At 45.2% G+C, this 14,968-nt stretch carries 13 protein-coding genes; 10 read left to right on the top strand and 3 right to left on the bottom strand.

The window, feature by feature from the left end; genetic code table 11:
• Positions 1-166 precede the first annotated feature (166 nt).
• The 3 genes from QUB20_RS15155 to QUB20_RS15145 all read left to right on the top strand — a co-directional run bounded on the left by QUB20_RS15155 (position 167) and on the right by QUB20_RS15145 (position 2,517).
• Complete coding sequence (locus QUB20_RS15155) at positions 167-322, top strand: hypothetical protein (protein WP_333291453.1); 156 nt, start codon at positions 167-169, stop codon at positions 320-322.
• Between the two features lie 215 nt (positions 323-537).
• Positions 538-1,272, top strand: a complete 735-nt coding sequence (locus QUB20_RS15150; protein WP_333250670.1) for a phosphoadenylyl-sulfate reductase — start codon at positions 538-540, stop codon at positions 1,270-1,272.
• A gap of 267 nt (positions 1,273-1,539) precedes the next feature.
• The gene (locus tag QUB20_RS15145; RefSeq protein WP_333250669.1) at positions 1,540-2,517 is read left to right on the top strand and encodes a class II fructose-bisphosphate aldolase; all 978 of its coding nucleotides are present in this window, start codon (positions 1,540-1,542) and stop codon (positions 2,515-2,517) included.
• Between the two features lie 306 nt (positions 2,518-2,823).
• On the opposite strand, the gene QUB20_RS15140 is transcribed toward QUB20_RS15145, so the two are convergent.
• On the bottom strand, positions 2,824-3,663 hold the full coding sequence (locus tag QUB20_RS15140) for a Uma2 family endonuclease (protein WP_333250667.1): 840 nt from the start codon (positions 3,661-3,663) through the stop codon (positions 2,824-2,826).
• Positions 3,664-4,039: 376 nt separating this feature from the next.
• On the opposite strand from QUB20_RS15140, the gene QUB20_RS15135 reads away from it, so the two are divergent.
• Complete coding sequence (locus QUB20_RS15135) at positions 4,040-6,250, top strand: Tex family protein (RefSeq protein ID WP_333250672.1); 2,211 nt, start codon at positions 4,040-4,042, stop codon at positions 6,248-6,250.
• Positions 6,251-6,455: 205 nt separating this feature from the next.
• Here the strand turns inward: QUB20_RS15135 and QUB20_RS15130 are convergent, their stop codons facing one another.
• A complete protein-coding gene (locus QUB20_RS15130; protein ID WP_333250665.1) occupies positions 6,456-7,703 on the bottom strand; it encodes an MFS transporter in 1,248 nt (415 codons plus the stop codon).
• Positions 7,704-8,360: 657 nt separating this feature from the next.
• Between QUB20_RS15130 and QUB20_RS15125 the strand changes: the two genes are divergently transcribed.
• Positions 8,361-8,933, top strand: a complete 573-nt coding sequence (locus tag QUB20_RS15125; RefSeq protein ID WP_333250663.1) for a Uma2 family endonuclease — start codon at positions 8,361-8,363, stop codon at positions 8,931-8,933.
• Positions 8,934-9,226: 293 nt separating this feature from the next.
• Here QUB20_RS15125 and QUB20_RS15120 read toward each other — a convergent pair whose 3' ends face one another.
• Positions 9,227-10,306, bottom strand: coding sequence for a PIN/TRAM domain-containing protein (locus tag QUB20_RS15120; protein WP_333250661.1), 1,080 nt, complete (start codon positions 10,304-10,306; stop codon positions 9,227-9,229).
• Positions 10,307-10,681: 375 nt separating this feature from the next.
• Here QUB20_RS15120 and hemW point away from each other — a divergent pair, with 375 nt between their 5' ends.
• From hemW to QUB20_RS15095, 5 genes are all read left to right on the top strand, one after another.
• A complete protein-coding gene (hemW, locus tag QUB20_RS15115) occupies positions 10,682-12,025 on the top strand; it encodes a radical SAM family heme chaperone HemW (protein WP_333250658.1) in 1,344 nt (447 codons plus the stop codon).
• Positions 12,026-12,252: 227 nt separating this feature from the next.
• The gene (locus QUB20_RS15110) at positions 12,253-12,471 is read left to right on the top strand and encodes a hypothetical protein (RefSeq protein WP_333211550.1); all 219 of its coding nucleotides are present in this window, start codon (positions 12,253-12,255) and stop codon (positions 12,469-12,471) included.
• Positions 12,472-12,626: 155 nt separating this feature from the next.
• A complete protein-coding gene (locus tag QUB20_RS15105; protein ID WP_333057596.1) occupies positions 12,627-12,899 on the top strand; it encodes a DUF1830 domain-containing protein in 273 nt (90 codons plus the stop codon).
• A 199-nt stretch (positions 12,900-13,098) separates the two neighbouring features.
• Complete coding sequence (locus tag QUB20_RS15100) at positions 13,099-13,227, top strand: hypothetical protein (RefSeq protein WP_333291451.1); 129 nt, start codon at positions 13,099-13,101, stop codon at positions 13,225-13,227.
• 66 nt (positions 13,228-13,293) lie between these two features.
• Positions 13,294-14,859 (top strand): FAD-dependent oxidoreductase, encoded by a 1,566-nt coding sequence (locus tag QUB20_RS15095; RefSeq protein ID WP_333250656.1) that lies wholly within the window; start codon positions 13,294-13,296, stop codon positions 14,857-14,859.
• The last annotated feature ends 109 nt before the right edge of the window (positions 14,860-14,968 follow it).

The raw sequence follows: 14,968 nt of genomic DNA, 5'->3' as shown, positions 1-14,968 counted from the left end.
TCCAAAAAGGACGGGCGGGACGCCCATCCCACAATAACAATTAAAATTGTAAGTTATTTAATTCGCGATCCTTATTTAATTAATGAGACAAGTCAAATTTTCGGATTGTAACAATGACATTTAAATAATTTTATTGTGTGCGATTTATAATTGGGGGGCAAATTCAATGGATCGCGCGACAGTCCCATTTTACCCAGTAGAGGAGTTTTGGGTTCACCAAAACTCCTCTACTGGGCGATCGCCATCCTTGAGCTTGATTGTGGGCCCAGCCGAAAAGACTGCTGCAAGATGCGGCCAGTCGATTTTAGATTTTAGATTTTAGATTTTAGATTGACGAAATTGAAGAGATTGAAGAAAGCGACCTCACTGATAAACCCAGGGGGCTGGCGATGAGGATTCAAAGCTTTTTTTTCGCTTCACGGATGAATCCGGGGGCCCCGGACGACATTGCTGGATTGTCAAATTAGTCGGCGAGAGAGAGACGGCGATCGGCTATAATAAAGGGCTAGAGGAAAAGAACACCGAAAACCCGAAAATATGGTTGCCATCCAAAGAAATCTCAACATTGCCGCCCTAGAAGCAGAATACAGTCAAAAAACACCGCGAGACATTCTCAAATTTGCCCTAGAAAATTTTGACAATATCTCCATTTCTTTCAGCGGGGCTGAAGATGTAGTTTTGATCGATATTGCCTCAAAAATCACCAAGAATTTCCGCGTTTTCACCCTAGACACCGGACGATTGCACTCGGAAACTTATCAGTTTTTGGATCAAGTCAGAAAACATTACGGCATTAAATTAGAAGTAATGTTTCCCGATGCAGCAGAAGTACAAGCCCTAGTAGAAGAAAAGGGATTGTTTAGTTTTTATCAAGACGGTCACAAAGAATGCTGTGGCGTGCGGAAAGTCAAGCCGCTGCGCCGCAAACTGAATACTCTCGATGCTTGGATTACCGGTCAGCGGAAAGACCAAAGTCCCAGTACCCGCAACGGTATTCCGGTTATTGAAGTTGACACTGCATTCTCAACTCCTGACCATGAATTAATTAAATTCAATCCCTTAGCAAACTGGTCTTCGGCAGAGGTTTGGGAATACATTCGCGCTTTGGATGTGCCTTACAACAAGTTGCACGAACGCGGTTTTGTAAGCATTGGTTGCGAACCTTGTACAAAGCCGGTATTGCCGAACCAACACGAACGCGAAGGTCGCTGGTGGTGGGAAGAAGCGACCGTAAAAGAGTGCGGTTTGCACGCTGGAAACCCACAAACATAGTTTAAATAACTTAGTAGTAAGGTGCGCCTAGCGCACCTTAGCCAAGAATAAATGCACTTTACAACATAAATAGTAGCGGAAGAATTCGCAATTAAAATAAACACAAGTTACCCTGAGCTTGCCCTTGAACTTTGATATAATGCTCGACATAACAATAAATAGTAGCGGAAGAATTCGCAATTAAAATAAACAAAAATTACGCTGAGCTTGCCCTTGAACTTTGATAGAATGATCAACATTCAGAAAAGTTTTTAAAGCAGGTACTATATGCTCGCGTCAACTAGCGAATTGCTGAACACGGCCTTGAGAAATGGTTATGCGATCGGCGCTTTTAACGTCTACAACCTCGAAGGAGTAAAAGCCGTCATCAAAGCGGCCGAAGCGCTGCACAGTCCTGCTATACTGCAACTTCACCCCAGCGCCCTCCAATACGGAAAATCGCCTTTAGTGGCGCTGTGCATGGAAGCGGCCCGCAAATCTTTAATGCCGATCGCAGTACACTTAGATCACAGCACCTCAGAAAAAGACATTCACCTGGGCCTAGCCGCCGGCATCAAATCAATTATGGCAGATGGTTCTTTTTTGCCATACGAACAAAACTTAATATTTAGCCGGGAAATGACTAAATTATGCCACGCTAACGGTGCGGCAGTTGAAGCAGAAATCGGCAGAATTAGTGGCAGAGAAGACGGTTTGACAATCAATGAGAAAGCCGCAAGGATGACCGATCCCGTAGCAGCCGTAGAGTTTATCAAAGAAACTAAGGTGGATTTTTTAGCCGTAACAATTGGTAACGTTCACGGCAAATATCTCAGCGAACCGAAACTCGATTTTCCGCGTCTGGCAAAAATCCGGGCTGCTGTTTCAGTGCCGTTAGTGATGCACGGTGCTAGCGGTTTGCCGGAGTCAATGATTCATCAATGTATTCAATTCGGGGTATCGAAATTCAATGTGAATACAGAAGTTCGCGAAGCTTATATGGACGTGTTAAAAAGTAGCATTTCTGAGCCACAGCCGGATTTGTTGGAAATAATGGAAAAAGCTATCGATGCCATGCGATGGGTCATTTCTGACAAACTGCAACTTTTCGGTTCTGTCGGTAAAGCTTATTTGCATCATTCTCCCTACAGGGATGACTTGACCGCAAAGAGTACCAGCAACAAACAAACAAGCGGCAACCAATCAAGTTTCGATCAAATGTTAAAGCCTGTGTATAGTGAGGCTTTCTGTCTTGTTGTGAAGTAAAAAAAAATTAAAGTCCTGACTGCGAACCAGTTTTTATATCATCTCCGATCCAGTTACCGCGATTAAAAGGGCGGGTTTTTGAGATTGTCAATTATTGGCAGATATTTTTCCTAAACCCGCCCCTACCGTATTAGGGGTAATCAACCGGACATACTATTAGTCAGGACTTTAGGAATGAGAATTAAATAACTTCCACTCTTGAAAGTGGGATGGGCGGGACGCCCGTCCAAAAAGGACGGGCGGGACGCCCATCCCACAATAACAATTAAAATTGTAAGTTATTTAATTCGCGATCCTTAGTCGTCTCTAACCGTTTAAAAATCGATCGGGATCGATGCCAGATTCCCGCAGCCGCCGAATTAAAGACTGCAATTGAGCTTCCGCTGACTCGGCCCGCTGCCGTTGCTGTTCCGCTTCAGTCAGAATCCAATTGCCATCAACATCATACCAGCGCAACCACAGTCGATCGACTCCCTGAAACTCCCCTTGCCACAAACCCAAGCCCAAACTTAGGTCAGGAATCCACACTCGCGACTCGGGCAATTCTAATTCTTGATAGTGTCCGCCCTTCAATTCAAACACTCGCAATTTGTTAGTATAGCGACTGAAAACGGCATAAATAGGAACCCGCAAAATTTGCTCGTAAACCTCCCATTTTCTAGGCGGTTCCTCCTTCGTCTCCCGATCCAAAACTTGCCCGTTACCCGCAGCGTTTCCCGACTGAGGTGGCAACTTTTCCTCATCGGTATTGTCGCCTAAATCTTCTTTTTCCGTTCCAGGCGAAATCAGTTCTACAATTACAAAAGGATTCACCCCTTCCTGCCAAGTAACATAACTCATCCGCAGTTCGGATCGATCGTAAAGTCGGGGAACTCCCACAACTCCAAACCAATCCGGCCGCTTGTGCCACAGAGTGTGATGCACGTCATAATAAAGGTTCATGTCGGTGCCGCTAAATATCTCAGAAGCCGGATAATTCCGAGGCCGAAACGTCAGACTCAACAACTGCGGCTGTAAATCGTGAAATTCGTCAGGCAAACCAGGTTCCTCCGGGTCTTCGCTGGGTAAATCGTACATCGTCGGCAGCGTTTCTCTGGGCGATCGCGGCGGATCGGTTTGCGGCACAGGATATTTAAAAGGAAACATATAATATTGAGAAATGACTCCATTTATGCTAACATCATGGGAACATCCCAATGATGCTTTCACAGGAGTGCAAGCCGGAGAGCTAGAAGCGAGAGATATCGGCTTTGCCGTGCGAGACGATCGCACTCCTAGAAAACGATTTTAACAAAATTGGGACAATCCCTTTTCTTGCTCTATTCTGTGAAGTTAATCTAAAATCTAAAATCTAAAATTGACCAAGAATTTGTTGATGGTACAAGCCCTTGAATTTATCCGTGGAATCAATCCAAAATCTAAAATCTAAAATCCTCACGCCCCCGAATTGATCTCGCGCAAGTCAATCCAAAATCTAAAATCTAAAATCTAAAATCGAATGACTGATCCAAAATTCTGCACTATGATCGACATTCCTCAACTGATTGCTCAAGAACTTTCCATTAATCTGTCTCAAGTCAATAATGCTCTGGAACTTTTCGCCGAGGGAGCAACTATTCCGTTTATAGCCCGCTACCGCAAAGAACGCACGGATTTGCTGAATGAAATTCAGTTGCGGGACATCTCCGATCGCTTCACCTATTTGACGGAAATTGAAGAGCGCAAAAAGTCGATTTTAGATACGATTAGCTCTCAGGGGAAACTCACTGAAGAACTGCAAGCTAAAATCGAATCATGTTTGCAAAAAAACGAACTAGAAGACCTTTATCTGCCTTATAAACCCAAGCGACGGACGCGAGCGACAATTGCTAGGGAAAAAGGTTTGGAACCGCTGGCGAATTTTATCAAAAGTCTGAACTTACCGACGGCTAAACCAGCAGATTTCGAGGCGGAAGCAGTTAAATACATTTCGGAAGAAAAGGGCGTTAAAACAGCAGAAGAAGCTCTCAAAGGTGCGGCGGATATTTTGGCGGAAGCGGTTTCGGAAAAAGCAGAATTGCGGGCTTATTTGCGAGAATTTTTGATGAAAACAGGAGTTTTTGTCTCGAAAATTAAAGATGATTTCCCGGAAGGAAGCACTAAATTTGAAATGTACCGCAATTACCAAGTTGCAGCGAGAAGCGTTCAATCGCACAATATGTTAGCGCTGTTTCGGGGGGAAACGGAAGGAGTCTTAGATTTGGAACTGGCTTTTGATGAATCCGCAGTGATGGCTTATTTGGAATCTCAGGAAATTAGAACTAGGATACCGGAAGTTAAAGAGTTTTATCGATCGACTTTGAAGGATGCCTTCAACCGACTGATGAAGACTTCGTTAATTACAGAAGTACGATCGCACAACAAAGCCGTCGCGGATATCGAGTCGATCGCCACTTTTGAAACCAACCTCCGCGAGTTGCTGCTGTCGGCGCCGGCGGGAATGAAACCCACATTGGCGATCGATCCGGGATTTCGCACGGGGTGTAAAGTTTCCGCCCTGGATGAAACCGGGCAATTTTTAGAATATCAAGCAATTTTTCCCCACCAAGCGGCCGCTCAGCGCCAGCAAGCTGGTAAAATTGTCAAGCATTTAATTGAAAAATATAAAATTGAATTAATCGCGATCGGCAACGGTACAGCTTCCCGGGAAACAGACGAATTTGTTTCGGAAGTTTTGGCAGAAATGGACAGGAAACCGATTAAAGTCATGGTGAATGAATCCGGTGCATCGATTTATTCAGCAAGCGAAGTGGCGATCGCCGAATTTCCAGACCTCGACATCACCGTTCGCGGCGCAGTCAGCATCGGACGGCGCTTGCAAGATCCCCTCGCCGAACTCGTGAAAATCGACCCGAAATCAATAGGAGTCGGTCAATACCAGCACGACGTTGACCAAAAACTGCTCAAAAAGAAACTCGACGAAACAGTCGAAAGCTGCGTGAATTATGTCGGAGTTGACTTAAACACAGCCTCGAAAGAACTGCTGACATTTGTGTCAGGAATGACGGCAACAGTTGCCAAAAATATCGTTAATTACCGCAACGAAAACGGCGCATTTAAAAATCGCCGCCAACTCCTGAAAGTTCCCAAACTCGGCCCAAAAGCTTTTGAACAAGCCGCCGGATTTCTCCGCATTCGCGGCGGCGAAAACCCCCTGGACAATACAGCAGTTCATCCCGAAAGTTATCCTGTAGTGCAGGCGATCGCCAAGGATTTAGACTTGCCGCTGACAGGAATAACACAAATATCTGAAAAAATCAAGACTGTAAACATCAAGAAATATGTCACAGAGAAAGTCGGAGAACCAACACTCCGAGACATTATTTCGGAACTAGAAAAACCCGGAAGAGACCCGCGAGCCGAGTTTAAATATGCCACTTTCCAAGCAGGAATCAAAGAAATCTCCGACTTACAAGTTGGGATGGAATTAGAAGGCATAATCACGAATGTAGCTAACTTTGGAGCCTTTGTTGATGTGGGAGTGCACCAAGATGGTTTGGTTCATATTTCTCAATTAGCCGATCGCTTTGTAGATGACCCCAAACAGATTGTTAAAGTCGGACAAGTTGTGAAAGTGCGGGTTTTGGAGGTGAATGAGAAGTTAAAGCGGGTTAGTTTGACGATGAAGCTGCAAGAAAAACCGCAACCGCAAAATGGCAATAGTGCGAGGCTTCCGGCCCCGCGCCGACGTTAAAACTTTGGGGGAAAGCTGAAATACTCACCGCGCCTTCAGGCCGGTGAGTATTTCAAAAATCTGGAACTCTCATAAATGCGTGAAATGAAATTCGTCTGAAAGGGCTAACCCAAGCGTATTGCTCTATAGATGGTCTACAACAGAACAGTGAGCGCAATGATTTGAGCAGTATTAATGTATGCAATATTGCTTTGGGAAACAGTCGCTAACCCCGTAATCGAGAGGGGACTTCCTGCCAGAATAGTGGGACTGCAATCAAACCAATTATCAACTGAATGCCACCAAAGATAGCGAGAGAAGGCCCAAATCCAAAGCGCAGTAGCTCTCCAAATATGAGACTGCCTACACCAAATCCAGTAAAGAGAGTAAATACCTTCAGTCCCATCGTTTGCCCCAAATTGTTGTCATCTCCGAGATCCGTCACAATTCCGACAAACAACGGTTGAGTCAGGTCATACCCTAAAGACAAAATAAGAACTGCGATCGTCGTTCCCATTGGCGGAATCTCAAAAATCATTGCAATCCCAGCCACAGCAGCCATTACCAACCCTGCTGGAACGAGCCAACGCCGTCCCCACCGATCGACAGCTTGACCAATGAAAGAACTCAGCAATAAACCGGGAATGCCGTACCCAAGAATGTTTAAACCAATGCTCAAGGCATCCATACCGTACCGTTGCGATAAATACAACCCTAGCCATGTATAGACCCCTGAGTGGTAGATACCATTCCACAGAACATAAGCATATGTACGCTTTCCCCGAAAGGTTGCTAATATCTGGCTGTATCCCCTAAAGATTTGGCGAATAGGCGGTAATTTGGTGACTTTTGGTGTATCAAATAAAGAGCCGTAAGGATGAAGCCGCCAAAGCACAACAGCAGCAAGCACAGCAGTACCGAGAAAGAGCACTCGCCAACCTACAAATGGCTCAAGAATCGCTCCCCCCGCAGAGCCTGCTGCCATTCCCCCTTCCATTGCTGCAAACACCAATCCTAGCTTGGCACCTCGCTGATCAAACGGGAATAAATCGCCAATTAAGGCGAAGGTAAGGGGAATCACACCACTTGCTCCAATCCCGGTTAATAGCCGCCAGGTTGCCATCTGCGAAGCATTTTGAGCAGTGGCAGTTAAAGCGGTGAAAATGACAAAAAGAGCAAGCGAGATGCGAATAATAGACCATCGACCAAAGCGATCGGACAGGAGGCCGAAGAATAATGCCATCAGTGCATAGGACAGCATATAGGCTGGAACGATAAAGCCGATTTCCTGAACCGGAACATTAAAAACTTCAGCCAAACGTGGAATCAGGGGAGCAATCATGTACCCCTGTAGAAAAATTAGCCCCGCAGCGATCGAAAGCCAGGAAAACAGGTCTTTATGCTGCTTTAGGCGAATCGCGGTATCGGCTGGTTCGGTATGGGGGTGATTAAAAGATTCTTTTAGTTTCGGCATGAATTTGGGAGATTTCAACTCATATCACATTTCACGGACGACTAAAATCTGAGAACTTAGCTGGAGTGCCAACGCCGACAGCCAAGGGCGATGGACTGGTGAAAGCTTGGAGTACCTTCTCAACTCTGGAGGTTACAAATTTTGTAGGTAAGGTGTGGAATTTAGCCCTTAATGTCAGGATACCTTGATAAATGTCATGATTTATACAAAAATAGTATATTTAGATACAGAATTTCTTATAAGACTTATTAGTTCAGGTTATCAGCAAAGCTAGGATTTACGCATTGACAGAAATCTTTTAATCCCACAAAGTTGTTTGTTTGATGGTTCTGCGATCGCATTCAATTTCCCCATGAATCGAATCTGTGGCGAGAAAACCTACACATTAGACCTCTTGCAAAAATCCTTTTCCTCAATTGAGGGGACGGGCAAGATGCCCATCCCACAAGAGTTATTTTTTCTTGTGGGATGGGCATCTTGCCCGTGCTAATTATTTTTGCAAGAGGTCTATTAAACAATACGCTTGGGATAAGAATAATCTGACTTCCTTTCACAAGTCTGGAACTCTCATAAATGCGTGAAATGAAATTCGTCTAAAAGCGCTAACCCAAGCGTATTGGGCTATAATTGTGTAATCCTCACCAACCTTAAAATTATATGGTTGCAAGTAAAAGCGACACCTACGTCTCTCCTGAAAATTATTTAGCAGGCGAGAAAGTCAGTCCGATCAAACACGAGTACAGACAAGGTGAAATCTATGCAATGGCAGGGGCAAGCAAAGCTCATGTTATCATTTCGGGAAATGTGTTTGCACTGTTGAGAAATCATCTTCGAGGAAGTGGCTGCATAACTTACATGGCAGATATGAAAGTTCGGATTGAGGCATCAAATTTCTATTACTATCCCGATGTAGCGGTTAGTTGTGATGAACGAGACAAAAATGCTGATGAAGATTTCATTCGCTACCCGCGCTTAATTGTGGAAGTTTTATCGCCGACAACAGCGGCTTTCGACAGAGGCGATAAATTTGCCGATTACCGCACTTCGGAAAGTTTGCAAGAGTATGTATTAATCAATCAAGAAAGAGTTAGTATAGAGTGTTTTCGCCGGAATGCAGAGGGTTTGTGGGTGCTTTATCCTTACACTCAAGGACAAGAAGTTCAGTTTGCTAGCGTGAATTTTAGCTGTGCGATCGAGACATTGTATGAAGATGCGATCGGGATTGGTTGATTTTAATTACTCTAGAATCACTGATATTGATATGATTGAACCGCGAAGACGCTAAGGACGCGAAGGAAGAGAAAAGAAGAAGAAGCTGGTAATTGCTATTTTTTCTTGCTAGCTTTCCAAGTGCCACCGTAGAAGTAAAAAGGATTGTTTTTACTTACCGATTCCCAACATTTAAGACACAAAAAAAACCACTGCCCCGACTCGTCATACCGGGCGCGGTAGAGAGTCGGGGCAGATTGGGAACAGCGATCGCAATATTTGATTCTGATTGCCCTGGCCATTGTTACTCAGTTTTAAACAATAACGGATTCTTGAGGACGGGCGAATATCATGCGGCCGGCGCTGGTTTGCAGGGCGCTGGTGACTACGACTCGGGCTTCGCCGCCGACATAGCTGCTTCCTGCTTCTACGACAACCATTGTGCCGTCATCCAAGTAACCGATTCCTTGAGAGGGTTCTTTGCCTTCTTTGCGAATCTTTAGTTCGATCGTATCTCCCGGCAAATAAGTCGGGCGCACCGCATGAGTCAAATCGTTGATATTCAAAACTGGCAGTTTTTGGACGGTAGCTACTTTCGATAAGTTGTAATCGTTGGTGAGCAAAATGCCGTCGATATCTAAAGCGAAGCGGACTAATTTCGCATCGACTGTGGCAATATCTTCGTAGTCAGCCGAGTGAATTTGAATCCGTTCTGGATATGTTTCTTTGATGCGATTGAGTACATCTAAGCCGCGGCGCCCGCGCACTCGCTTTTGATCGTTGGCGGAATCAGCTACCAGTTGCAGTTCTTGGAGAACGAATTGCGGCACGATAATTTGACCTTCGAGGAAACCTGTTTCTAGCAGGTTTTCAATTCGGCCGTCAATAATGCAGCTAGTATCGACAACTTTGGCAGTTGCTGGTTTGAAAGTACCTTCGGCTAGCAACACCGTGTCAAAGCTTTTGGGGTTGATCAGTCGCAAGAAAGCGCGGCCGTGGGTGTCTGTCAAACTGACGCCGGTAAAGCCGAACATGACGCTACCCAAGACTGCGACTAAAGGTTTGATGAAGCCGAACTCGCGGGGTATTGGCAGCAGGAACAGCGGAGCCAGCATTAAGTTCGCTACTAGCAGTCCGATGATTAAGCCGATCGCCCGCGTCAGCAGCATCTCCACTGGCATATCGCGGACTTGTTTTTCCACCCGGCGGTAGGTTGTTTGAGCCACTAATCCCATCACGAAGCCGATTAATGCTCCAAAGGAACCTAGTACAGAACTTAAGCCTTGTATATTTGTAACTTGCAGCAGCAGATTGCTCGGCAGGAGTTCGACTCCGTAATAGCCGATGCCTCCGCCTGCGATTATGAATGAGATTATTATGATTGCGTCTAGCATTAGTTCTAGGTTAATGAATTTATTCCTATTATATCTTTCCAGTGCTGATACTTGTTTTCATGCTTTGGTCGGATATCGCCCTATTTACTCAGGGAGTTTCATAAACTTATATTTCGCGGTTGTACCCTTTGGGGGATGTGCCAGGGAGTCGATCGGGATTTAGCGCGCCCCGCCGCCAGCAGGCACGAGGTGCGAATAGACCGCGCTGCGGGCTGTTGGGGAATTTTGGCAGATCAAAAGGGGTACGAGGTTAAATTAAAAGAGCCGATGGTTCGCACCGCTTTTTTTGTCAGAAAATGTCATAATATACATAATTATTCATGATTGTTTAATTAAAACTTTAGATTTGAAGTGGCGCTTTCGGCTTGAGATGTAATGAACCCTCCCACAGATTATTTAACATTTGAATTAAAAAAAAGTGTGCAAGCGACAAATTCCGGCATTCCTAGTTCGGCTTACCTGCATATACCTTTTTGTCGCCGCCGCTGTTACTACTGCGATTTTCCGGTTTTTGTGGTGGGCGATCGCAAAAATGGCGAGAATTCCGGGACAATTGTGCAATACGTTGCTGTACTGTGTCAAGAAATTCAAGAAACTAAAAATTTAGGCGCATCTCTCAAAACAGTTTTTTTTGGTGGCGGCACACCTTCGCTGCTTTCTGTCAGTCAGTTGAGCAATATTTTAGAGACTCTCGACGGCAAATTTGGGATTGCTGCTGGGGCGGAAATTTCTATCGAAATAGACCCCGGTACGTTTACTTTAGAACAGTTGCGGGGATATGCAGCGGCGGGAGTAAATAGAGTTAGTTTGGGAGTGCAGGCTTTTCAGGATGAATTGCTGCAAGCTTGCGGACGATCGCACTCTGTCGCTGATATTTTTGAAGCAGTGGAAATAGTGCGATCGGCTGGTATTGTCAATTTCAGTTTAGACCTAATTTCGGGACTGCCGCACCAAACTTTAGAAAACTGGGAAGCTTCCCTGAAATCGGCGGTGGAAATTTCCCCGACTCACCTGTCGAGTTACGACTTAATTGTTGAGCCCTTAACTGCTTTCGGGCGCTACTTTGAAGCAGGCGCGCAGCCGCTACCAGCAGATGAAACCGCTGCTGGAATGTACCGTTTAGCGCAGGAAATTCTGACGGGCGCTGGCTACGAACATTACGAAATTTCTAATTACGCCCGCGATGGCTATCAGTGCCGCCACAACCGCGTTTATTGGGAAAATCGCCCTTATTACGGTTTGGGAATGGGGGCGGCGAGTTACGTGGAAGGCCGGAGGTTGACTAGACCTCGCAAAACTCAAGAATATTATCAGTGGGTGCGATCGATCTCTCGCCTCAATTCCCCTGCTACTCCTCGAATTGGGGGGGAAACCCAGCCAGATATTTACCCAGCAATTGAGCCAAGTTTTCCCGTTTCAGAAAATGACGTTTTGTTAGAAACGCTGATGCTAGGTTTGCGTTTAGCAGAAGGAGTTAGCCTGTCGGCGCTGACTGAAAAGTTTACTCAGCAAACGGTTGATAAAATTTGGCGTTGTTTGCAGCCCTACTGGCGACAAGGATGGGTAGAAATTATCACTGCGGATGGGGCGATCTCAAATTTAGGAGAGGGCGCGAAACTGCCACTGTCGGGCAATTTGAGGTTGAGCGATCCCGAAGGTTTTTTATTTTCTAATACAATTTTAGCCGATTTGTTCAGCAAGTTAGGCGAGGATAATTAGCTCTGTCTCAGGAAGTATATCCCCCGGCAAGCGCGATCGACCCTAAAGCCGTGGCCGCCAATGCGATCGAAAGGAAATTCAATTGCTCCCTAGCTCGATCATCTCAAAAATAATATATTTTCTATCGATCCCTAAACAAATCTTAAAGGTGAACTAAGCCTTGAGATAGACGCCACGACTGCACTCCAGCCGTCATACTTAAGACTGAACATTTAAAAAGTAATTTAATGAACACTTTAACTATCGAGCGCAACCAAACCCAAAAGCAGCCCAGCCTTGTAATTAGCGAGCGCGGGTGCAATCCGGCTTCCAAGTGTAATTTTTGCGGTCACTACCAACAGGCAAGAGGTTCAGTTGGTCACTGTCAATTGTTGAATGCACCTGTTAAGGGAGGATGGAAATCTTGCACTTTAGCAATGCCGGCTTTTGCACCTTCTTGGGAATAGGGGGAAGGCGCTGATGTTTTCCCGGAGAAATTTATTAATTAACCCAAAAAATGTATAAAAAATGTATAAAAAATTCTGTTTTAACTGGGAATATGCTATAATAAGCTTAGGCCTTTTGCCACTCGCTCGCACCATTGCACAAACAAGTTAAAAAGATGAATTTGACACTAAATCAGGTAATTTCCGAAGGTCATACGCGCATTTTGTGTTGGTATCTAAATAATACTAGCAAAGTGCAAATCGCTCGCATTACAAATATTCCTAATTGGTATTTTGAGCGGACAGTGTTTCCGGGGGAACGTTTTTTGTTTGAAGCGTTGCCGGAAGCTCAGTTAGAAGTTTGCAGGAGTGCGGATACGGGTGGTATAGTGTGCGAGCGAATTTTGTGCGATCGGCTGCGAGTTGAAGAATTAAGTACGGCTGATTGAAGATAATTCCCCAGACTTACCAACGAGAGGTAGAAACCCGGTTTTTTTTCAGAAACCGGGTTTCTTTGTATGATTATAAAAACTCGGTTCGCGATCGCACTCCCAACCTCATAAACCCGGTTGATTCCTAGATTTCTCGTTACTAAGCCCAAAATTCGTAGAAACTCACATCTTGCACCATTCTCGCTTAACAGGCAAGATGCCTGTTCCACAAGAAAATCTACTCTTTGTGGAACAGGCATCTTGCCTGTTCCTAAAAAGCTTATTGACAAGGGTGCAACATCTTAGTATAGACCCAGTTTCTCGCCACCCCATGCGTCAGCCCTGAAACTGTCGGAAATGTGAATCTAAGCTAAATTATAAAAAATCCACCACTGTTTAATACTAAAACCCGATGTCCCTCACCGAACAAATCCTCTCCCAACTGCCACGAGACGCCCTCGGAGGCCTGAGAAAAGTCGATCGACTCTGGGAAAACCTCAAACAAAACACCGCACCAACACCCCAAGCAGTCAAACACAGCCAACAACCCCTCGAAACCCTCGACTTCGACATAGTTATCGGCGGCGGAACCCTAGGAATATTAATCGGTACAGCCTTAGCCGTGCGGGGTTGGCGAGTAGCCTTGATAGAACGCGGCACCCTGCGAGGCCGCGATCAAGAATGGAACATTTCTCGCAAAGAATTAGACGCATTCTTAGAACTAAATTTGCTCTCTGTTGAAGAGATAGAAAAGGCCATAGCCACCGAATATAACCCCGCCCGCATCAGCTTTGCCAACACCCCAGACATTTGGGTGCGCGACGTACTCAACATCGGAATAGACCCAGTTTACCTCCTAGAAACCCTGAAACAGCGATTCCTCCAAGCTGGAGGAAAGCTATTTGAAAATACACCATTTAAAACAGCAACCATTCACCCAAATGGAGTCCTTGTAGAATCGGCCAACACCGATACACAACCTGCTACAAATTTATTTAAAACCCGATTATTATTAGACGCAATGGGACATTTTTCGCCCATTGTCCGCCAAGCTAGACAAGGGAAAAAACCCGACGCCGTATGTTTAGTAGTCGGTAGTTGCGCTCAAGGATACCCCAAAAACGACACCGGCGATATATTTGCATCCTTCACCCCAATGCAAAATCAGTGCCAATATTTTTGGGAAGCATTTCCAGCCAGAGACGGCCGCACCACCTACTTATTTACCTACATAGACGCCGACACAGAAAGATTCAGTTTAGAAACATTATTTGAAGAGTATTTGCGCTTGCTTCCCCAATATCAAAACGTCGAACTCGAACAGTTAAAATTCCAAAGAGCACTCTACGGATTTTTTCCCTGCTATCGCCAAAGTCCTCTCAAAACGCCTTGGAATCGCCTACTCCCAGTCGGAGACAGCAGCGGTAGCCAATCTCCCCTCAGCTTCGGCGGTTTCGGCGCAATGGTGCGTCACCTCAAACGCTTGACTTTAGGAATTGACGAAGCTTTGACAAGCGACAGTCTCGACAAAAATTCCCTCGCACTTTTGCAACCCTACCAGCCGAATCTATCTGTCACCTGGTTGTTTCAGCGTTCGATGAGTGCTGCGATGAATCAGAAAATAGACCCAAATCAAATCAATCAACTTTTGGCTGCCGTATTTCAGGTTATGGAAGAGTTGGGAGAACCGGTACTCAAACCGTTTCTTCAAGATATCGTGCTGTTTCCGGCTTTGTCCCAAACTCTGTTTAAAACAGCAATTAGCCATCCCGGATTAGTTATGAAAATTATCCCGCAGGTAGGAATAACTAATTTGCTCGATTGGATGGTTCATTATGTAAATTTAGGAATTTATACGGGATTGCAGCCTTTGGGGAAAGCCGTAGAACCGCAGGTAAAAAAATTAGCGCCGGAGCAGCAATACTATTTTCACCGATTAGTTGAAGCGTGGCAATATGGCGCTGGAGGCGATTATTAATTGATTAATTGTGGCACGGGCATCTTGCTAGTGGCAAATATATGAACAGGCAAGATGCCTGTTCCACAACACAAGATAATTTATTGATTAATTAATTAATTGTGGCACG

This window comes from Microcoleus sp. B4-C2 (assembly GCF_036705265.1).
Classification (GTDB): Bacteria; Cyanobacteriota; Cyanobacteriia; order Cyanobacteriales; family Microcoleaceae; genus Microcoleus.
The sequence above is the reverse complement of the archived record's forward strand: the minus strand, read 5'-3'. Positions and strand labels throughout refer to the sequence as shown.